13 protein-coding genes and 5 pseudogenes are annotated in these 21,448 nt (G+C 59.7%); 13 read left to right on the top strand and 5 right to left on the bottom strand.

The annotated features are described in order from the left end of the window. The first annotated feature begins 7 nt into the window (after positions 1-7). From METAC_RS0117415 to istB, 3 genes and pseudogenes are all read left to right on the top strand, one after another. A complete protein-coding gene (locus tag METAC_RS0117415) occupies positions 8-1,411 on the top strand; it encodes an ABC transporter substrate-binding protein (RefSeq protein ID WP_026608017.1) in 1,404 nt (467 codons plus the stop codon). Between the two features lie 541 nt (positions 1,412-1,952). Further along, a complete protein-coding gene (locus tag METAC_RS24285) occupies positions 1,953-2,270 on the top strand; it encodes a type II toxin-antitoxin system TacA family antitoxin (RefSeq protein ID WP_084143747.1) in 318 nt (105 codons plus the stop codon). A 394-nt stretch (positions 2,271-2,664) separates the two neighbouring features. Further along, positions 2,665-3,156, top strand: a pseudogene (gene istB, locus METAC_RS24280) (IS21-like element helper ATPase IstB); the annotation flags it as partial. 304 nt (positions 3,157-3,460) lie between these two features. On the opposite strand, the pseudogene METAC_RS24275 reads toward istB, so the two are convergent. The 4 genes and pseudogenes from METAC_RS24275 to METAC_RS24265 all read right to left on the bottom strand — a co-directional run bounded on the left by METAC_RS24275 (position 3,461) and on the right by METAC_RS24265 (position 9,778). Further along, positions 3,461-4,490: pseudogene (locus tag METAC_RS24275) on the bottom strand (IS110 family RNA-guided transposase). Between the two features lie 463 nt (positions 4,491-4,953). Next, positions 4,954-5,186, bottom strand: a pseudogene (locus tag METAC_RS27170) (IS21 family transposase); the annotation flags it as partial. Between the two features lie 12 nt (positions 5,187-5,198). Next, on the bottom strand, positions 5,199-8,435 hold the full coding sequence (locus METAC_RS24270) for an efflux RND transporter permease subunit (protein WP_084143743.1): 3,237 nt from the start codon (positions 8,433-8,435) through the stop codon (positions 5,199-5,201). Beyond that, on the bottom strand, positions 8,432-9,778 hold the full coding sequence (locus METAC_RS24265) for an efflux RND transporter periplasmic adaptor subunit (RefSeq protein WP_084143741.1): 1,347 nt from the start codon (positions 9,776-9,778) through the stop codon (positions 8,432-8,434). The genes METAC_RS24270 and METAC_RS24265 overlap by 4 nt, the downstream gene beginning before the upstream one ends. Before the next feature lie 491 nt (positions 9,779-10,269). On the opposite strand from METAC_RS24265, the gene METAC_RS0117385 reads away from it, so the two are divergent. The 7 genes and pseudogenes from METAC_RS0117385 to METAC_RS0117350 all read left to right on the top strand — a co-directional run bounded on the left by METAC_RS0117385 (position 10,270) and on the right by METAC_RS0117350 (position 19,137). After that, positions 10,270-12,852 (top strand): TonB-dependent receptor, encoded by a 2,583-nt coding sequence (locus METAC_RS0117385; protein ID WP_198017245.1) that lies wholly within the window; start codon positions 10,270-10,272, stop codon positions 12,850-12,852. Between the two features lie 102 nt (positions 12,853-12,954). Then, entirely contained in the window at positions 12,955-13,701 is a 747-nt protein-coding gene (locus METAC_RS0117380) for an outer membrane protein (protein WP_026608015.1), read from the top strand. A gap of 536 nt (positions 13,702-14,237) precedes the next feature. Beyond that, positions 14,238-14,824 (top strand): annotated as a pseudogene (locus tag METAC_RS27165) (hypothetical protein); the annotation flags it as partial. A 267-nt stretch (positions 14,825-15,091) separates the two neighbouring features. Continuing rightward, positions 15,092-16,366 (top strand): sulfite dehydrogenase, encoded by a 1,275-nt coding sequence (gene soxC / locus METAC_RS0117370; RefSeq protein WP_245257512.1) that lies wholly within the window; start codon positions 15,092-15,094, stop codon positions 16,364-16,366. Continuing rightward, complete coding sequence (locus METAC_RS0117365; RefSeq protein ID WP_026608012.1) at positions 16,353-16,898, top strand: c-type cytochrome; 546 nt, start codon at positions 16,353-16,355, stop codon at positions 16,896-16,898. The genes soxC and METAC_RS0117365 overlap by 14 nt, the downstream gene beginning before the upstream one ends. 523 nt (positions 16,899-17,421) lie before the next feature. Continuing rightward, positions 17,422-18,218 (top strand): annotated as a pseudogene (locus METAC_RS25935) (transposase); the annotation flags it as partial. A 694-nt stretch (positions 18,219-18,912) separates the two neighbouring features. Continuing rightward, positions 18,913-19,137, top strand: a complete 225-nt coding sequence (locus tag METAC_RS0117350) for an alkylphosphonate utilization protein (RefSeq protein WP_026608011.1) — start codon at positions 18,913-18,915, stop codon at positions 19,135-19,137. Between the two features lie 158 nt (positions 19,138-19,295). Here the strand turns inward: METAC_RS0117350 and METAC_RS0117345 are convergent, their stop codons facing one another. Continuing rightward, complete coding sequence (locus tag METAC_RS0117345; protein ID WP_051335656.1) at positions 19,296-20,174, bottom strand: SDR family NAD(P)-dependent oxidoreductase; 879 nt, start codon at positions 20,172-20,174, stop codon at positions 19,296-19,298. Positions 20,175-20,774: 600 nt separating this feature from the next. On the opposite strand from METAC_RS0117345, the gene METAC_RS27480 reads away from it, so the two are divergent. Genes METAC_RS27480 through METAC_RS27470 form a run of 3 tightly spaced genes read left to right on the top strand, consistent with a single transcriptional unit; the run spans position 20,775 to position 21,406 of the window. Further along, complete coding sequence (locus tag METAC_RS27480; RefSeq protein ID WP_425338920.1) at positions 20,775-21,119, top strand: DUF7685 domain-containing protein; 345 nt, start codon at positions 20,775-20,777, stop codon at positions 21,117-21,119. After that, on the top strand, positions 21,044-21,223 hold the full coding sequence (locus METAC_RS27475; RefSeq protein ID WP_026608009.1) for a DUF7686 domain-containing protein: 180 nt from the start codon (positions 21,044-21,046) through the stop codon (positions 21,221-21,223). Before METAC_RS27480 ends, METAC_RS27475 begins: the two co-directional genes overlap by 76 nt. A 3-nt stretch (positions 21,224-21,226) precedes the next feature. Next, a complete protein-coding gene (locus METAC_RS27470; RefSeq protein WP_425338936.1) occupies positions 21,227-21,406 on the top strand; it encodes a DUF7713 domain-containing protein in 180 nt (59 codons plus the stop codon). The last annotated feature ends 42 nt before the right edge of the window (positions 21,407-21,448 follow it).

The following is a 21,448-nucleotide window of genomic DNA, read 5'->3' as shown; positions in this document are numbered from 1 at the left end:
GACAGACATGCGCGCACGCCAATTTCTCTGCTCGCTTCTCGGAGCGTTTCTCCTCTCGGCGACGGCGCAAGCCGAAACGATACGGGTCGGCGTCGGCACGCAGGACACGACCATCAATTGCGCCGCAGGCGGACTCCTCATCCGCGAACTCAACTTGTTGACGAAATATCTTCCGCGCGACGGGAAATATAAAGACGCGACCTATGACGTGCAGTGGAAGAATTTCACGAGCGGCGCGCCGATTACAAACGAGATGGTCGCGGGGAAGCTCGATTTCGGCGTGATGGCGGACTTCCCCGGCTCCTTGAACGGCGTCGCCTTCAAGAAAGCGGGCCGACGCAGCCTGTTCATCAGCGTCCTGTCGGGCAGCGTGAGAGGAAGCGGCAACGGGGTCGTCGTGCCGATCGCGTCGAAAGCGCAATCCCTCGCGGATCTGAAGGGCAAGACGATCTCCGTGCCTTTCGCTTCGACCGCGCATGGCATGCTGCTCCGCGCCGTTGGGACGCTCGGCTGGGATCCCGAGAATGACGTGAAGATCATCTCCCAGGCGCCGGAAGTCGCGGGCTCCGCGCTTCAAAGCGCGCAGGTCGACGCGCACGCCGATTTCGTTCCCTTCGCCGAGCTTTTCCCCGCCCGCGGCTTCGCCCGCAAAATTTTCGACGGCTCGCAAGCCAATGTCCCGACCTTTCATGGCGTTCTGGTAGACGCCGATTACGCCGAGAAATATCCCGAGGTCGTCGTCGCTTTTCTGCGCGCCGCGATCGAAGCCGACAGTCTCCTGAAGGCAGACGCCGAGAAATACAGCGAGCTCATCGCCAAGGTCGCGGGCGTCGAGGCTTCGGTCAACTATCTCTTCCATGGACCGCTCGGCCTGCAAACCCGCGACATGACCTGGAAGCCGGAATATCGCAAGGACGTCGCAACTTCGGTCGAGACGCTGAAGCTGCTCAAGCGCGCGGACACCGATCTCGACCTTGACGCCTTCATCGACGACAAATTCATTCGCGCCGCCTTCAAGGCCTCGGGACTCGACTACGAGGCGCGCCTGGTGGACTATTCCCCTTTGCCGCTCGTCGCGACGGACGCGTCGACGGGCAAGCCCATCAAGGATGTGAGCCGCGTCGCCGAGATCTGGTTAAAGGATGAGCCGAAAGTGAGGCGCTACGCGTCGCCGGAGGCGGCGTTCAAGGCGCTCTCCGCTCTCGAAAAACAAGGCAAGGCGCCGCGCGCGGTCTATGCTCAGGATCGCCTGACGGGGAATAAGCTCCTCGCCGGCCAGGCCTGGTTCGTCGCGACACGCTCGGGCCAGATCGACGCCTTTCTGCTGAAGGGCGACGCGGAAGACTTCGCCAAGAAGAATGGCGGCGTCGTGAAGGATTTCGAGGCGGCGAAAACGACGCTTTCGCATTGACGCGAAGCGCGATCGCCCTTCCTCGCCCCCCTTGACGCGAGAGCGACGTCGCCTCCAGTCGTCGCTCTCGCCGTTGTCGGCAATTCAAGGTTTCGGCGCGGCAGCGGGCCCCGTCACTTATCAAACCTGGCATGACGCCGATACCCCAGGAAGATTGTCGAAAAACGCGCGCGACCTCTTCGCACTAAAGAAAGAGCTGCGCGATTTGCCGGCGGCCCGACGATCCCGGCAAAGCCCTATCCGTAGCCCCAAGGGAACGGTCGTCGCATCTCCGGATCCACCAGGCGAAACTTCAGCAAAACAAAGTGGAGCCGGCCGGACGACCGCGTCTCCGCCACGATCGTCGAGCCACGGCCGGCGACGCATCGACGACACAATTTTGGGCGCTCGCGGAAACGGTTGCCCACCGCTCGATCGAGCCTGATCGTAGAAGGCCGTATTGGAAATGCCGACGACGGAAGGCTCCCTTACGCTGGTCGCTTGATCGACCTCGCCGTGAACGGGCGCGTGGCAACAGATTCAAGGAAACCTGTACCAGCTCATGGCGCGAATTGGATATCCCCTACTTCCAGTGAATCCGCTTGCCCGCTATAAGACCGACATCAATGGATATCAAGAGACGGCCGCCCACACCGAAGGCGCCGTGAGTCTTCGTGGGCGGTCACGGACGGATTTCGTCCGTGAGGCCGCGGTCCCGGCCGCCGAAGAAGTGCTGATGGAAAACACCCCCATCCGCATGACCCACGGCGATTTCGACGCGTTCATGGCGGCGCTTTCCGGGCCGGCCATGCCAGTGCCTGAGGTTGTGGAGATCATTAAGCGGCCAGCGCCTTGGGAAGAAGCCGGTTCGAGAAAGTAAGCGCGGACGCCTTGGCCCTTTCAGCGCCCGAGCCGATAACGGAGACACATGATGTTTCCGCATTCTCTTGTGGCAAGCCCGCCCTCGACAACTGGCTGAAGACCCGCGCGCTATCGAACCAGCGGAAGGGGTTCACGGCGGTGCTTGTCGTCGATGAGAACCATCAAGTCGTCGGCTATTACGGCGTCGCTCCGACGTCCGTCACACCATCCGTCCTGCCACGTTCAATCCGCCGGCCAACCGCCAGACCCCGTTCCCTGCTTGCTCCTGGGCCAACTGGCGACTGACCAGAGTTGGGCTGGCAAAGGAGTTGGCGGTGGTCTGTTGAAGCATGCGCTCCTTCGTTCCGTGACTGCCGCGAGCCTTATCGGTGGACGCGCGCTGGTCGTCCGGCGAGTTTATGGGGAGCGCCGACAATGTCGTGCTGATTGGCGGGCCTGGAACCGGCAAAACTCACATAGCCACCGCCCTTGGCGTCCAGGCCGCCGAACATCACCGCAAAAAGGTCCGCTTCTTCGCCACGGTCGACCTCGTCAATGCGCTCGAGCAGGAAAAAGCCATGAACAAGGCAGGCCAGTTGGCCGAACGCCTGCTGCGTCTCGACCTCATCATCCTCGACGAGCTCGGCTATCTGCCGTTCAGCCCATCAGGCGGCGCCCTCCTGTTCCACCTGCTCACCAAACTTTACGAGCGCGCCAGCGTCGTCATCACCACCAATCTCAGCTTCAGCGAGTGGGCCAGGGTGTTCGGCGACGCCAAGATGACCACCGCGCTGCTGGACCGGCTGACCCACCATTGCCATATCCTTGAGACAGGCAACGACAGCTACCGGTTCAAAGCAAGCGCCGCAGCTCCCAAAACACGAAAGGAAAAATCCGCCGCTTGACCCTCGCCCGCAACGCGGGACACAACATCCACCCGGGTCATGTATGGATGCCCCGGTTCATGCAAGGCTTTCTTCGAATGGCTCGAACGTGTGATCGGGTGCGGTCATGTATCAGGCCTTTTCTTGCGGCTCGATTTAGACCGCTGGCCGGTATGGAGCTACCCGGACCTGGTGCAAATCACTTCTGCGGGCTCAAGGCTCTTTGAGCCGGATGCATTTCCAGATCCACTCTCACCGATCTTTGTCCTTACCCTTCGATGACCTCCTCACACACCGCCGTTCCGGTCTCTGCTGCTGGTTTTGATTATGCGGCAGCCAGACCGGAATCTCTGTAATCTTCGTTCTTCGTCATCATCGCCCAGATCGAGCGCGCCATTTTGTTGGCGAGGGCAATGGCAACGAGCATGCGCGACTTACGCGTTAACATCCGCGCCAGCCATGAGGTCTCGGCCGGCGCCTTGCGGCAGGCCCAACGGATCACCGTCATGGCGCCGATGATCAGAAGCCCCCGGATGTCGCGCTGGCCCATCTTCGAGGTTCGTCCGAGCACCTGCTTGCCGCCACTCGAATACTGCCTGGGTACCAGGCCAAGCCACGCTGCAAAATCGCGTCCTTTTCGGAATACCGTCATGCTCGGCGCGAACGCCTCGATTGCCATGGCAGTGATCGGCCCCATGCCAGGCATAGACATCAGCCGGGCTGTGCTCTCCGAGCGTTTAGCTTCCGACTTAAGCGTCTTTTCCAAACTGGCGATACGAGAGGAGAGCATGTCGATCTGCTCAAGATAAAGCCGCGCGGTTTCAACGACGATGAGTTCGAGACCGATATTGGTATCTTCGATGATCGCTGTCAGTGCGGCAAGGTTCGTAATTCCTTGCGGTGCAATGAACCCATGCTCCGCTAAATGCGCGCGAACGGCATTGATGAGTTGAGTTCTCTGGCGGACGAAAAGATCGCGCGTCCGAAAGATCATCGAGTGAGCCTGCTGGCCTTCGGTCTTGGGCGCGACGAACCGCATTGAGGGCTGGCTCGCAGCTTCGACGATGGCTTCGGCGTCTGCCGAATCATTCTTCTGCCGTTTGACGAAAGGCTTTACATAAGCTGGCGGCAACAAACGAACTTCATTGTCGAGCTTGCCGATCGCCCGCGCCCAATAATGTGCGGTCGCACAAGCTTCCATTGCGACAACGGACGTGGGCAGCCCCCTGAAGAAGGCCAGGACTTGACCACGTGATAAGCTTCCTGCGGAACGCCACGCTGCCGTCGGCACGGGCTCCGCGGGCTTGGAAAACCCGTTTTGCAAGGTCCAGCCCAACGATGCTAACTTCCTTCATGGATGCTTCCTCCTCTGAGTGACGTTCCTGCGAACATCACTTTGGCACATCACGATGCCGGCGGGAGGGGGCATCCACTCCATCACTTCTCAACGAAAATCCCGGGTCAGTTCGAAGCGAAAATCGTCACTTTGAACGCTGGATGCAGCCGCGCGCGCCGCCCCACGGCCTACGCTTACCTCGCGCCGCAACGTCCCTTGTTCCGGCGACCGCCATCTGCACGCCCTTCGCCAACTCCATGACAAAAGACTTGAACCTCGCAGGCCGCCAACTCACAATCAAACGACCGCCTGGCGCAAAGTCTCATATCACTCGCCGCGTCCTCGTCCGCGCCGTCGCCGCCCCGGCGGAGCCGTCATCGCCCGCAGGCAAAACCCGAAATCCCCATAGACCGTTGCCGTAGGCCCGCGGGTTCGTGCTTGGGCGGTTTTCGTACGCCTGAAAGCATCCGAAAACCTTCACCATAGGAGCCGTCATAGCCCAGCGCGACAAGGTCGGCATGCAGACGCCTCGTGTCCTTTTCTGCTTGCGCGACTTGCCTGCTTCCTGCTGTAGGCAACCTGCCAGCTTCTCGGCAAATGGGTCCAATTTGCTTGGCCGATCGGGAACCTTGATCTTTGGCTCCACCCTGTCTGACCGCAGGTATTTGCGGATCGCATTTCATGACAAACCCGTCCACCACTTGATCCCCCGGATCGAGACAGCCTTCTACTGCTTTCCCTTCCCCAACAGCTGCAATGGGCTGGAACTCTTTGCGGAGGGAAACGCCGGACTTCGTCGCGTGCGGGCGGCAATGCCCTTCAGTTCGGCGCGGCCCGGCGCCGCTGCAGCGCTGTTGGAAAGCCGCCAGCCCTCGATCAGGCCGAAGATGGCGGGAATGACGACGAGAGTCAGTATGGTTGAGGATATCATGCCGCCGATCATGGGAACGGCAATTCTTTGCATGACCTCCGAGCCCGCGCCCGTGCTCCAAAGGATAGGGACGAGGCCCGCCATGATCGCGACCACAGTCATCAATTTCGGGCGCACCCGCTCGACCGCGCCGAGCATGATCGCCTCCGTGACGTCGGTTTGGGTGAAAGGCCGTCCGGCCGCCAACCGTGAGGTTTTGAGCTCCTTCATGGCCTGATTAAGATAGATCAACATCACGACGCCGGTCTCCGCCGCGACGCCCGCAAGCGCGATAAACCCGACCCCCACCGCGACCGACATGTTGAAGCCCTGCTGCCACATGAGCCAGATTCCGCCAACTAAAGCGAAAGGCAGTGAGAGCATCACAGTGAGCGTCTCGGCAAGCGTCCGGAAGTTGAGATAGAGCAGCAGGAAGATGATGAGCAATGTCACCGGGACGACGATCTTTAGTCGCGCCTCCGCCCGCTGCAAATATTCGAACTGCCCGCTCCAGCCAATGGAATAGCCTGTTGGCAGTTCGATTGATTTCGCCACCGCGTCTTGGGCCTCGGCGACATAGCCGCCGAGATCGCGATCCTTGATGTCGATAAAGATATAGACGGCGAGCTGACCGTTTTCGGTGCGGATCGAAGTCGCGCCTCGGGCGAGCTTGACGCTGGCGACTTCGCCGAGCGGCACGGTTCCCCCATCCGGCAGGGGAACATCGATCTCATCGGCGATTGCTTGCGGGGTGCCGCGCAACTCGCGCGGATAGCGGATATTGACGCTATATCTTTCGCGGCCTTCCACGGTTGTGGCGACAGCCTCGCCGCCGAGGGCGGTGGCCACAACATCCTGTACGTCGCCGACGGTGAGGCCATAGCGGCCGAGCGCCTGACGGTCAGGCGAAATGTCGAGGAAATAGCCGCCGCCCACCCGCTCGGCGTAGGCGCTTGCCGTGCCCGGAACTCGTTTCAAGACGGCCTCGACCTCGCGCGCGATCTTTTCTATCTGAACGAGATCGGCGCCGAATATCTTGACCCCGACCGGCGTGCGGATGCCGGTGGAGAGCATGTCGATGCGAGCCCGAATCGGCATGGTCCAGGCGTTCGAGATCCCTGGGAATTGCAGGGCTCTGTCCATCTCCCCCTTGAGACTCTCGATCGTGACGCCAGTCCGCCATGCGGCCTTGGGCTTTAGATTGATGATCGTCTCGAACATTTCGGTCGGCGCCGGGTCGGTCGCCGTTAGCGCTCGGCCGGCCTTGCCATAGACCGATTCTACTTCAGGAAAGGATTTGATGATCCTGTCCTGCATTTGGAGCAGATCCGCCGCCTTTGTGATGGAGAGCCCCGGCAATGTCGTCGGCATATACATGAGCGTGCCTTCGTCGAGGCTCGGCATGAACTCGCTACCGAGTCGGCTCGCCGGCCATAGGCTTGCGCCGATGATGACCAGCGCCGCGACGATGGTGAGGCCCTTCACTCTCAACACGCCTCGAATGACAGGGCGGTAGATTGCGATCAGCAACTGGTTGATCGGGTTCTTGCGCTCCGGAATGATCTCTCCGCGCACGAAGACGACCATGAGCGCGGGAACCAGCGTGACCGAAAGCAGCGCCGCGGCAGCCATCGCGAAAGTCTTAGTGAAGGCGAGCGGACCGAAGAGCCGGCCTTCCTGTGATTCAAGCGTGAAGATCGGCAGGAAGGAGACGGTGATGACGAGAAGGCTAAAGAACAAGGCCGGACCGACTTCAACCGAGGCTTGGACCAGGATGTCGACGCGCCGCTTGTCTTTTGGCGCCCGTTCGAGATGCTTGTGCGCATTCTCGATCATGACAATAGCGGCGTCGATCATCGCGCCAACCGCGATGGCGATGCCGCCGAGGCTCATGATATTGGAGCCGAGGCCGATCGACCGCATGGCCGTGAAGGCGAGCAGGATGCCGACCGGCAGCATGAAGATCGCGACGAGCGCGCTGCGCAGATGGAGCAGAAAGACGACGCAAACCAAAGCAACGATCAGGCTTTCCTCGACGAGCGCGCTGCGGAGCGTTTCGATCGCCGCCCCGATGAGGCGGGAGCGATCATAAACCGGAACGATCTCGGCGCCTTTCGGCAGGCTGGCCGCGATTGCTGCGAGACGCACTTTGACGTTCTCGATGACGGTGAGCGCATTGGCGCCGAACCGTTGCATCGCGATGCCGCCTACGACCTCGCCCTCGCCATTGAGTTCCGTGATTCCCCGCCGCTCATCCGGCCCGATTTCCACGCGCGCGACATCCTTGAGGCGCAAAGGGGCCCCTCGATCGGCTTTCAGGACGATATCCTCTATGTCCGCGCTGCTTTTCAAATAACCTCGGCCGCGAATCATGAATTCGAATTCGGATAGTTCGACCGTGCGGCCGCCGACATCCATGTTGCTAGCGCGCACCGCATCGCGGAGCCTCTGCAGCGAGATCCCCTGAGCGCGAAGTCGAAGCGGATCGACCACAATGTTGTATTGCTTGACGAAGCCGCCGACGCTTGCGACCTCCGCCACGCCTTCGGCCTTGGACGCCTCGTAGCGCAGAACCCAGTCCTGCAGCGACCTCAGTTCCGCCAAGGTCATGTCCTTCGCCATGAGGGCGTATTGGTAGACCCATCCAACGCCGGTAGCGTCCGGCCCGAGGCTTGGAGTGACGCCGGATGGCAGGCGTTGCGTAGCCGCGTTCAAATATTCAAGCACGCGACTACGCGCCCAATAAGGGTCCACGCCATCTTCGAAAATGACATAGACGAAAGATGCGCCGAAGAACGAAAAGCCGCGGACCACCTTGGAGCGGGGCACGGTTAACATGGCGTTGGTCAATGGAAAGGTCACCTGGTCGTCGACCACTTGCGGCGCCTGACCTGGATAGGTCGTGTAGACGATGACTTGAAGGTCCGACAGGTCCGGAATGGCGTCGAGCGGAAGATTGCGCAGCGCATAAAGACCGGCCGCGATGGCGAAAGCCGTCCCAACAAAGATCAGGACAAGGTTGCGGGCGGACCAGCGGATGAGCATCGCAATCATGGTGCGGCGTCCGCGGCCCTCATGCCGCTGAGTGCGGCCTTGAGATTGCTTTCCGCGTCGATCAGGAAGTTCGCCGCGATGACGACTTTCTCTCCGCTCTCCAAGCCTTCCCGAATCTCGGTTAGCCCCGCGCCACGCATTCCAACCTTTACTTCCCTCGGCTCGAAGCGGCCCTCGCCCTTGTCGAGGATGACGATCTGGCGCAGGCCAGTGTCGATCACGGCGCTGTCGGGCGCTGCGACCACCGGCACCGGCCGTCCTGTGGCGATCTCGACTTCAGCGTACATGTCCGGCAGCAGAAGCCCATCCGGATTGGCGATTTCGACGCGGACGCGCGCGCTGCGCGTCGCACTGTTGACCTGCGGATAGATGAGGCCGACGCGCCCGCCGAAGGCCCGATCCGGCAGGCCCCGGACTCGAATCTGAGCCGCGGCGCCGATCCTGACCAAATTCAATTCATGCTCGGGAACGTCGGCGATGACCCAAATGGTCGAAATATCCGCGATGCGGAAAAGTGCATCGCCGGCAGCGGCCTTCATGCCCTCCACAGCTTTGCGTTCGAGCACAATTCCGTCGCGTGGCGCGATCCAGCTGAGCGAATAGGCAACCTTGTGCAAGCGCTCCATCTCGGAGATCGCTTCCGCCGGAACATTCAGATTTTCGAGACGGCGCCTGGCGCTCTCCGACCCGATGTTTGAGATAAACTGCGTCGATGCGGCCAGAATTTCCGGAGAGTGAAGGCGCATCAGCGCCTGCCCCTTGCGGACTCGATCTCCAGTCGTGACATTTTCGATTTGTTCGATGAAAGAGTCGGATCTTGTGGACACCAGCGAGACACGACGTTCGTCGAGTTGGACCGAGCCAGGCGCGCGCAAAGGGCGGGAGAGCACATGTTTGGCGACGATTTCGGAGCGCACCCCACTGCGCTGCAGCTTGCCGGGCGAGAGCTTGATGATGGACCCGTCGTCGTCCTCGTTGTCGAAGACGGGAATGTAATCCATTCCCATCGAGTCTTTCTTGGGCGTCGTTGAGGTATCTGGAAGGCCCATGGGATTGCGGTAAAAACGTATGCGCCTTTCGCCATTGCCAGCCGCTTTCGACGAGTCCGCTGCGCTCGCGTTCTCGGACGACTTCGAGGCTCCAGGCGGCCCGAAGCCATAATGTCCCGCCCAGTAGCCGCCGGCTCCCGCGGCCAAGACTGCGGCTAGGCACAGGGCCGCAGCTTTGCCGGCATCTGGGTAAATCCCAAGCGCGTTGAGTTTGCTTTGACAAAGCAAAATCAATCGTGACTTCAAACTCGCAATCCAGCTTGGGGAGAGCCTTGTCCCGGCGATTTTGTTCATGGCCAAGCTTCTTTATGCCTCGCGTATGCGGAGGGAGGGTCGCGCCTGATCTGCGCCAATCCCCCTCGCTACGTTCGTTGCGCCGGCTCCGATATGACCCATCGAGCGTCATTTGCCGCCGTCGGCATTAATATATTAATTCTATCGTATTTATGTCAATTGCATCCATCTAGCGCGTCCGCGTTCGAAGCGAAACTGGCGATCTAAGCGGCGCGTAGCTGGGCAAATAAGCTGAATTTTGACGCTGCCGTTCGACTTATCATGTGACAAAATTACCACGTACGGCCATTTTTACGCCGATGTCGGCCAAGGCATTCGACGATCGAAATGAGAAAACCATTATAACTCAATATATTAGTGTCTTAGCGTTCGGTAAGTGCCGCCGCCCTTTCCAGCCAGCCCTATTGACTCTCCGACTTTCCTTTTCTTAGCTGCATATATTATCTAGTTATTTTATGGACTAGATAAACTTACTAGGATTATGGCGAGGCTTGCGCGCGCTCCCATCCGGGCCGTGCGAGGCCCGGCGCGGCGTGAAATCAAGAAAACAAAAAAGCAGGGGTAAGAGGGCTATGGCCGGAAAGTCTAAACAATTCAGAAGATGGTTGTTTTCGGGCGCTTCATTGGCGCCTTACGCGATGGGCGTCGCATTCGGCTTCCCAACATATCAAGCGCGCGCCCAAGATGCGCCGGCGATCGAAGGTTCGGTCGCGGATGTTGTGGTGACCGACGACGCAATGGGCAACGACCAGAGTCCCGGCGAGAAGCTGATGGACGAGGTGATGACGAAACGCCCGCGCTCGGGCGACGTGGTCACCGGCGCCACGATCCAGGAGCAGCAGATCAAGACGCTGAACGAACTGTCGCAGCTCGTGCCCAGCTACAGGCCGAACACCACCACGCCTCGCCAGTCGCGCATGGCCATCCGCGGCATTGGCACCGGCGCCTCCGGCGGCACGGGCTCCGCCTCGTCCACGGGCTATTTCGTCGATAATGTTTACTGGGGTTTTGCCGGCTTCACTTTCGGCGACGTCGTCGACCTGAGCGCTTTCGAGATCCAGCTCGGACCCACGGGCACCAATGGAGGCAAGAACACCAATGTCGGCGCCATCCGCCTTCACACCGCCCCGCCCTCTTTCACTCAGTTGACGACCTTAGAGACGAGCTTCTCCAGCTACAACACCTTCACCGACAAGATCATCTCGACCGGGCCGCTGATCGACGGCGTCCTCGCTTATCGCGTCACCATTTACGCCGACCACGGCGACGGCTGGATTCATAATTACGGGTCCGCCGGCGGCACCACTCTCGACACTAATCGCGGCGGCGCCAGAATCCAGTTGCTTGCGGTGGGCGAGGGCGTTACGGACCGCCTCATTTTCACCTTCACGGGCGCGAATGAGCACGACGGCTATCTGACCGGCACGATCGGCGACACGACCCTCAATTACAACAATGGCCAGCCGTACACGGGGCAGACATTCTTTCAGCGGGTCGCGTCGAGGCTCAACAGGCCGGTGCTGACGACAAACCCCTATGCGCCCTATCTCGCGCGCAATGGACGCGATCCCCTGCAGATCTACCAGTTGTCGAACGAGGCCAATATTCAGTGGGGCGAGAACACCTTCACTTCGATTACGGCCGGCGGCTATGGCAGTTGGCAGAACCATGACTTCTCCGACAACCAAAATCTTCAATACGGCTTCGGCACCGGCAACATGGACACCTATGGCGGCCAGATCTCGCAGGAGTTCCGCCTGTCCTCGCCAAAGGACAAGCAATTCGAATGGACGGTCGGCCTTTACTCCTTCTACGAGAATCTCTGGGACAAGATGCACCACGCCACCGCAGGCGCGGACACTGCTGCTTTTTACAACCAGCCGGCGTTGCTCGCCGGCGCAATAGACAAATGGTGGACCAAAGCGAAGGACTTCCAGATTGCGGCCTATGCCCAGGGAACGTGGCATTTCGACGAGCATCTGGCCGTCACCACAGGTCTGCGCGACGGCTATGAGATACGTTACGGCTCATCGACCTATATTGCCCAATGCGTTACCGGCACGAAATACACCTGCGCGCAGCAGGCTACCGCGATGAGGGCCGTCGGCTATTATGGCAACGTCGATTCGGGCGGCTTCACCAACTATCACAACGGCGTCGTCGGCATTGTTAATCCGCAATACAAGTTCAATGACAATCTTCAAGTCTACGCGCTTTTCGGTTATGGCGACAAATCGCCTTCCGTGAACACGCAGGACACCCCGGTCTTCAACTCGACCCGCACCAGCATTGTCAGTTGGGCGCCGATGTTCACGAAGCCGGAGACGTCGTTGGATTATGAAATCGGCTTCAAGGCGTCCACGCCCGACATGAGGCTCATTTCCAATGTCAATTTCTACTGGAACGACATCTATAATTACCAGACTACCGCCACGAATGTGCTCCAGATTGGCGGCACGCAGGTCCTCCAGAGCTATCTCGGCAATGTGCCGCATGTTCGGCTGCAGGGCGTCGAGTTCGTCAATCGCTGGGAACCCATAGACCATCTCGCTTTCCACGTCACGGGCGCCTACAACGGATTTTTCTACATCACTTACCCGGATGCGCCGGCGCCGGCCGATTATGCACAGTCAACCAGTTCAACGGCGTCGCGCTCCAACACCCGCGTCGAGGGCATTCCACCGTGGAGCGTTGCTGGCGGCGTCACATATGAGCACCCGCTCGGATTGACGCTGAATCAACTGGGCGACTGGGCAAGCTACCTTGGACCCGAGCTGCGGTCGGCGCCGCTCTCCTGGTTCTCTTACGGCGATTTCGACTGGTACTCCAAGACGCGGCTCACGAGCCCGCTCGCATACGACCAGTATTGGCAGCAGGCGTATACGATCGTGAACTTCGGCGGCGGGGTGCGCACGGACGACAAGAAATACAGCCTGACCTTCTGGACGAAGAACATTTTCAACGCGCGGCCCTACACCTCCTATGCCGCGGGCTCGGCCACGGCGCCGACAACCGTCGGCATTTCGACGATGGGGCCCCGCACGTTTGGCGGAACACTGTTCGTCACCCTCTGACAAAGGTCCTGATGCGCAGGCGGATTCGCATCGTTAGGCCGCATTTTCTCGCGCCATTCCGCAGCAATAAATGGAAACAGCCCCCCTGAAAGGAGATACCTTATGATTCGTCGCCTGCTTCTCGCCACGGTCAGCGCCGCCATGACGGCGAGTTCGGCGCTTGCGGCCGACCTTCCGTCGCCTGCGCCGCCGCCGGGCTATGTCCCTCCGCAATTCACCTGGACCGGCGTTTATGTTGGCGGCCAGATCGGCTGGGGTCAGGGCAACAATAACGGCTCGATCGGTTACGGCCCCCATTACGCCAGCTATGGCTATGAGAGTCACGGCGTCATCGGCGGCGCGCATATCGGCTACAATCTGCAAATCAAACAGTTCGTCGTCGGCCTCGAAGGCTCTGTCGACGGCCTGAACCTCAACAGATCGCTTTCGACCAATGTCGGGCTTTTGCCCGTCTACTATTCGCAGAGTTCGCGTGTCCAGGGCTCGATCCGGGGGCGTCTCGGCGTCGTGGGCTCTGAACGCTGGCTCCTCTACGCCACCGGCGGCGCCGCTTTCGCTAGCATAAACGCCTCCCTTGCGTCGCCTTTCAGCTATGATGGGAAGTCAAATACGCGCGTCGGCTGGACGCTCGGCGGTGGTCTCGAATACGCCAGAACCTCCAACTGGTCAGCTCGCGTCGAATATCGCTATTCGGACTTCAGCGGACAGACGTTCCACCCGACGGTCCTCAGCGCTGCGGCCGCGCCCGGAGCCTTTGTGAATCGCCGCTTCACGGAAAACCAGATACAGGCGGGCTTCAGCTACAAATTCGACCTTGTGGCTCCGGCCTCTGTCGTCGCGAAATATTAGGCCAATAGGCCCAAGCTTCTACTTATAAGGAGCCATCATCGGTAGGGTCCCGCCCATCGGCGGGGCCGGGCAATGCCACACCGGCGGCCAGACAAACGATCACAATGGGCGGCTACCAATGGTGGACCTCCTATACGAATCATTTTCTTGACGACGACCTGGGGCTTCCTGCTCTCCGATCCGATCTTCGACGCAACTCGAGTGGTCGGAGGCGCGCATATCCGCTATAGCGAGCAAATCATCCAATTTGTGTTCGGCATTGAAGGAGACGTCGACGGCGCGGGCTACAATCGGTCGACTATAGATGAAGGAATCGCGCAAACGATACGCCAGTGCATCGAGGGTTCCGTGCGCGGCCGGATTGGCGTCGCCTGGAATCGCTTGGCCTTGTTTTACGCGACCGGGGGGGTGCTTTCTCTCATTTCGGGAACAGCTATGTCGGCAATAATGGCTACGACAAATTTTCGACGGTTCGGGTTGGCTACGCTGTTGGCGACGGCCGCCGACGGCTCGCTGATCCACCCTTTGTCGAAACGCGGCCGACTCCCATTCCCGGCCAACTCTCCGCCGCCACCGAGACGATTCTGGCTTCGGCCAAATGGGAGAAGATCAGCTGGCGGCGCGGCGTCAAAGGCCCATTGTCGAAAAGGGGCCGGCAGCACTTGCTGGGCGAGGAGGCGTGGTCTGATCTGCGAATGGCGCTCATCCGGCGAGCGCAAATACTATCTTTCCAATCTGCCAGCGGCCGCGGGCCTGAAAAAGCTCGTCGCCGCCATCAAGGCGCGCTGGGTCTGCGAACAGGGCCATCAGCAGATGAAGCAGGAACCCCTGCCTCGATCGCTTCGAGGGACGATCAAGGAAAGGGCTGCACAGGCACGCGCTGATGACGATGATCGCCTACGCCTTTCTCCAACATTATCGCCTGAAAACAGTGCAGCGGGAAAAAAGAATCTCATCGGGGCCGCCGCAGCCGACTCTACCGGAGGTCCGCCGAGTCGTAATCAAAGTCTTGTCGTACACGCGCATGAAAATCTTTGAACATGTCCGCACTGCCGAATGCGCATCCGACATCGCTCGAATTGATTCTGCCAAAGTAGTGCTAAACCGCATTGGCCGCGGTTAAACCTTCGACGGTGGGTGACCTTTATCCGGAATGGAGAACGAACTGACGATCCAAACCCGGTATTCGCTGGAGGACCGCTTGAATATGCCCAATATTAGGTATTATAGATAGAAATTGTAGGTTTCAAGCTCTGGGCGCCCGGAGGTCTTAAGCTTGTGTGCGCCCACTCAGGCCGTGCGCCGCTTCTCGTGGGGTCAATCAAGCGAACCGTCGCTGGGGCCATCTCGAACGAAACTTGTGAAAGTTCGGATGCAAAAGAGGTTTCTCGTGGGCCGTCAGACACGCAAGCCATCCCTAGACACGCATCTGGTCGCGGGTAATGGCCTTCTCGATCGTCGTCATCTCCTCGCAGTAGGACTCGCCGGGGCGTCGGCGGCCTTGCCTCTCCTGGCCAAGGCTGGCGAACTGAACATTGAACCGTGGATGACGACTCCAGGCGCGCCTTTCGAAGGCTATGGCCGGCCCTCGCGCTTCGAAGCAAAAGTTGTCCGCACTTTTGTGAGCGCGCCAAACACCGGAGGGACCGGCTCCGCCCGCACGCCTTTGCATCGATTGAACGGTGCGATCACGCCCAACGGCCTGCATTACGAGCGCAGTCACAATGGCGTGCCGGACATCGATCCAGATGCGCACCGGCTTTTGATACATGGCCTCGTCGAGCGGCCGCTCGTCTTTTCGCCCGAGACGCTCTCACGCTATCCGATGGAATCGCAGATCGCCTTTGTCGAATGCGGCGGCAACAGCGGCGCGCTCTATCAAAAGGAGCCTGCGGATCTCGATGCGCAGGGTTTGCACGGGCTTCTTTCTTGCGCCGAATGGACCGGGGTTCGATTATCGATTCTGCTCGACGAAGCCGGAATCGATCCCAAAGCAAAATGGATTCTGGCGGAAGGCGCGGATGCATCCGGCATGAGCCGCAGCGCGCCGCTCGCGAAAGCTATGGAGGACAGCTTGATCGCGCTTTACCAGAATGGAGAGCGGCTCCGGCCCTCGAACGGCTACCCAATGCGGCTGCTGCTTCCCGGCTATGAAGGCAATATGCAAGTGAAATGGCTGCGGCGCATCAAGCTCACCGAAGAACCGACCATGACCAGGGATGAAACTTCGAAATACACCTTGCTGACGCCGGACGGGAAGGCGCTTCAATTCGTTTTTCCGGTTGAGGCGAAATCGGTGATCACTCGGCCTTCCCCCGGCCTCGATCTGAAAGAGACTGGGTTTTATGAAATCTCCGGTCTCGCTTGGTCCGGCTATGGAAAAGTCAGCAAGGTCGAGGTTTCCGCTGATGGCGGCCAAAGTTGGGGTGAGGCGGTCCTTCAGGAACCAGTGTTGCCCATGGCCCTGACGCGCTTTCGCATGGCCTGGCAATGGAGCGGCGGGCCGGCGATCCTGCAAAGCCGCGTCACCGATGAAACGGGCTACAGACAGCCGACTCGGGATGCGCTCATCACCCGCCGAGGGTCCCGAGCGATCTATCATTTCAACGCCATCGCGAGCTGGGGCGTCAGCGGGGACGGCAAGGTGAGCCATGTCTATGCGTAGCCTCGTCGCCATTACGCTCGCGATCCTCGCGTTCGGCGGCCTTGCAATGGCGGCGGGCGGGACGCGCGTCGCTCATCCCGCTCTCGGCCGTACTGCGACGACCGAGGACGTTGCAGCCTGGGACGTCAGCATTGGACCGGATGGAAAAGGCTTGCCGCCGGGGCGCGGGACAGCCGAGACAGGCGAAGCCGTCTATCTGGCAAAATGCGTCGGCTGCCATGGGGAGAAAGGCGCCGGCAAGCCCAATGATCGGCTCGCTGGCGGGCGGGAAACCCTCGCCTCCGATCAACCGGCTGTCAAGACGGTCGGAAGCTACTGGCCCTATGCGACAACGATCTTCGACTATGTGCGGCGGGCAATGCCGATCAATGAGCCGAAATCGCTCACCCACGACGAAGTCTATGCGGTCGTCGCCTATCTTTTGAAAATCAACGGGATCATTTCCGACGGCGAGATCATCGACGCGCAGAGCCTGCCGCGGATCAAAATGCCCAATCGAGAGGGTTTTGTCCCCTTTGCCCGCGGCCAATGAGAGCGAGCACTTCGGACGGATTTCAAGCCTTTTGCAGATTTTGGCCTTCGTGCTCGGGCCGGAAAAAAGCTTGGGTTACACCGCAGCAGGGGTCAACTGTCGCGCCGAGGGCGCAAACGAAACAAAGAAAAGGTCAGCGTTCCCGGTAGGAACGCTCATTTCCGAGCGCCCCCCGGACAGATGCGTACGAGCAGAATTCCCGCATACGGCTCGTACCTCGGGTGTCTGGCGGAGAAGTGAACGCTCGTCCAGGGATGAAGGATTCTCGGCTTGGGGAGAAATTCGTCGGCCAGCTTCGCCATCCGCTCCGACGACACCCGTCCGCGCTGGCTCCGGCGCGAGAGCTGCCGATGCCAGAGGACGCTGACGTGGTAGCGGATAGCGGGAGTAGCCCTTGGCGAAAGGGTTACTGGAAGGGGAAATCAAGCAGGAGCTGTGGAGCGGCGGCCACCTGCGGAATGTCCTCATCATCACCAAGACGATCGAGGGTACGGCCGAGCACCTGGCGTATGTTCGTCCGAACTGGAGCCGCTTTCCTGACAATGTTCGGGACCAGATCGTGCAACTGGCTCTGGATGAGCCGGAGCTGTCGCCGCGGGAGCTGGCGGCGCGTTTCGCCGATACGAAAAGCTATTTCGTCCCAGAGGCCTCAGTTTATCGCTTGCTCAAGGCGCATGATCTGATCGCCAGTCCAGCCTACATCGTCATGAAAGCCGCGGATGAGTTCAAGGACAAGACCACGGTGCTAAACCAGCTCTGGCGGACCGACTTCACCTATTTCAAAATAATCGGCTTGGGTTGGTTCTGCCTCAGCACGATTTTGCACGACTTCTCGCGCTACATCATCGCCGGGAAGCTCTGCACGACGATGAAGGTCGGGGACGTCACGGAAACGCTGGACCTGGCGCAGCAAGCCTCCGGGCTCGATCACGCCAAAATCGTTCATCGCCCCCGATTGCTGTCGGACAATGGCCCGTCCTATATCTCGGCCGACCTAGCTGACTGGCTGGACAAACGCAATATGGGTCACGTGCGCGGCGCTCCCTGCCATCCGCAGACACCGGGCGAGATCGAGCGCTAGCGTCAGACGCTCAAGAACCGCATCCTGCCCAGAACTATTATCTGCCCGGCGATCTCGAAGCGAAAATCGACAAGTTCGTCGAGCACTACAACCATCGGCGCTATCACGAAAGCCTGGGAAATCTCACGCCGGCCGATGTCTATTTCAAACGCGCCCAAACCATCCTGCTCGAACGAGAAAGGATCAAACGAGCCACAATCCAAAATCGCCGCTTGATGCACCAAAAGCAAGCCGCATAATAAACTCTATCTCAAGATGAGCCGCGTGCTCCGTTAAATCACGCCGCCTTCTGTCTCAAAAACTCTGACGACGGACAAACACCGAGTTCGACGCCATTCTGGATCGTTTCCAGGAGGCTGGATTGGCCTATGGTAGCGCTCCGTGGAGCCTCGACGATGGCAAGCTCAACGATTTGGAATGGCGGCCGGGGCGCTTATTTCAGGACGCCAGACGGTCATTTGCTTGAGCTAATGACTGCGTCGCAGTGAAACTGTCGCCGCGCAGACCGGCCGTAATTCGACTCAGCGATCCCAGACCATCTTCTGAAAAAAAGCTTGCCTCGATTTTCCGCTGGACATGCGGCGAAATGAAAAGGGCAAGACCGCAGAGGTTTGACGGATGCGCCTTTTAGGCTTCCGTAATTTTCCCTCTTTGCGACTCCTTCTTTCCAGCAGCCGATTTCTTGGCTACCACCGGTTTAATCCTCCAGTCATGCCTGCGCTCGGTCAGATCAAATTGTCAAAATACAAGGCGGCTCTATTGCCGCTTGGCCGATACATCACGCACTCACGAATTTCCATGCGCCTTGGCTAACGCCGGCAGCATCCCGTATCATCGGAAGAAGCGGGGACCAAGGATCGCCGAGCCTCTTTCTCTGGAGATCGTCAAGGCAGCGACAGGCATGGCCCACGCGGGCGTCAGAAAGGGAACGATGTGACAGACGAGATTATCGTGAAGGACAGCAACGGTACAAAGCTTGCGGACGGGGACTCCGTGACGCTGGTCAAGGATTTGAAGGTGAAAGGCACATCCGAGACGCTGAAGCGCGGCGCTTTGATCAAGAATATTCGCCTCACAGGTAATCCCGACGAAATCGAGTGCAGCACCAAGCAGGTGAAGGGGCTCGTGCTTAGAACTGAATTCCTGAAAAAGGCATAGTCCTCAGCGGTCTCCGCCCGGCGAAATTGCGAAGAAGCTTGCCGGGCTAGAGGTGGCAAACGCGTGGTTCGAGAAGCGGTTCGCCTCGAACCCGCTTCCGCCGCTGCCCCAGCCGCACAGCCTAGATTGAGAACGCTGGCGCGCCATAGCGAAAGACGTCAGCCTGCGCTGTTCGAGATGACGGAACGGGTCATGGCGTCCACCAGGCGATCTGGCGCGAGTGCGCGGCCAAACGGGCCGAATTTGGCGATGAAGCCTACGCTGTAGCGCGTGCGTGGACGCGACGTCGTGCCGGCCTTGAAAACGACTCTTGCGACATGGTCGGCAGTCATCACGCCGAAGCCGCCCGGCGCGAGGAATGCGTGCATCCGGCGCGCAAGGCCTTTCTTGAAGGGCGCGTACGGGCTATGGGCGTCGGCGTCCGGGATGGTTTTCAGGAGCGTCGCCTCAAAATGGGTCGCGATCGGCCCCGGAAGCACGCTTACGACTTCAATGCCGAAGGGTTTGACTTCGGGGCGCAGCGCGTCGGCGATGGCCTCGAGGGCGAATTTGGTTGCGTGATAGGCGCCGCCGCCCATGACGCTGACGCGCCCCGCGACTGAACTCACATTGACGATCCGGCCCTTGCCGGCGCGCCGCATCGCGGGCAAGACGAGCTGCGAAAGACGCACCCCGCCGAACACATTAGTCTCGAACTGGCGGCGCATGTCGTCGAGAGATATTTCTTCGATCGGGCCGTACTGGCCGTAGCCCGCATTGTTCACGAGAATGCCGACCGCGCCGAACTGCCTCTCAACTGCTTCGACCGCGGCACGTCGGGAACCTTCATCCGTCACGTCGAGAGCGAGAGTCTGGCAGTCAATAGCGCGCAGCTCTTCCAGCGCGCCGAGATCCCGCGCGGTGGCGAATGTTTCGAAGTCCGCAGCGCGAAACGCCCTTGCGACGGCATGGCCGACGCCGCTCGAACAGCCGGTGATGAGAACAGGGCCGATATCGGAGACCTTCAGCGTGAGGCGAGTAAACCGGCATTGGCGCATCAATGAGAAATGTGAGCAACAATGCGCTGCGTCAGCTCACAAAACTAAGCGTCTACGCCCGCACGCCGGTGATCGAGGCGCCATGCGCAGTGTCCGAAAGGGAAGCGTTCGAAAAAGCGGTCGTGAGGGCGAACTACCAACGCCGTTCGTTGATCTGCCCAGTTCGTCAAGGACCCCCGCGGCGGCGCGAAAAGACGGCAATGGCGGTCTCTATTCGAGCACGTGACGAGCCATTCCCCGCCGTCTTTTGGAGCAGAAACTAACCCGCAAGTCAGGTTCAAAAGACCACTTCTTGCCCTTGCCTGCGCTTTTTGTCTTGGGCTTGGCTCGCGCCAAGTCAGAGCCCGCAGCTCCTTTTCCTTCTTCGTAGCTTTCGAATCGCGAAACATCTTCGCGGCGTCCGACGCAACTTTCTTTCCGGTCGTCATGTCGGCCCTCGAGATTGTTAGAGCGCACGAAGGTAGCAAGTTTCGCACGAATCGGCGCAGATAGAAACGTTCCTACCAAAGCCGTCCACAAAGACCGGGACGCATTGCCTCTCTTCACCCGGCATCTCGATGCCCCGCGGCGCGACATTTGGTCCTCCGCACAGGACAACTTATGGTTGCTGTTCCGCATTCTCGAAGTCTCGACGGTCATAGGTTCCACTTCGATGCAGCAAATTCAGCGCGAAGGATGCCGCCAACGGCGGTCCACGATATCGTCGACTTCGGTTCGATGGTAAGAGGCTATAAGCAGTTGTGCAGCCGCTGCTTCAACGCCGAGGGGGCCAATTTAAGTGGTTTGGGCAAATTCGAGCATGTCGAGTTCCAACAGGTTGCGCTGATGGACAGCGTGGGAAATTCCCACGAATTCCACTTTCGCATCATTTGTATGGACCGATCACGGCTTTGGACGCCTTCGAGCTTCGCGACGGGTCTCCGTCGGGTTATCAATTCCAGATAACTGCGGATCCGGACGATGATTTGACCGCGTTGGTCGGCCGGTTGATCGAACAAATACGGCGCGCCCTCGCTCTCAAGCATATCGAGGAAGGCGAGTTCGGATAGCGGATCGCCGATCCTCTGATCCTGCGAGGCCTGATCGAATGGGACGAAGCGTCCGATGGTCGCGCGCCGCTTTTCGTCATCGATGGCCGCGAGATCGGCTGGGGGGACTTTGGCCGAATATTGGCAGGTTACGAGGGGTTCCAGTTCAAGGTGGAGATGCCCGACAAGAGCGAAGAGGTTTGACCTTCCGCGCCGCTCGCATCGAGGCCGAAATTGACGCCCGGG

This window comes from Methylocapsa acidiphila B2 (assembly GCF_000427445.1).
Lineage (GTDB): Bacteria > Pseudomonadota > Alphaproteobacteria > Rhizobiales > Beijerinckiaceae > Methylocapsa > Methylocapsa acidiphila.
The sequence above is the reverse complement of the archived record's forward strand: the minus strand, read 5'-3'. Positions and strand labels throughout refer to the sequence as shown.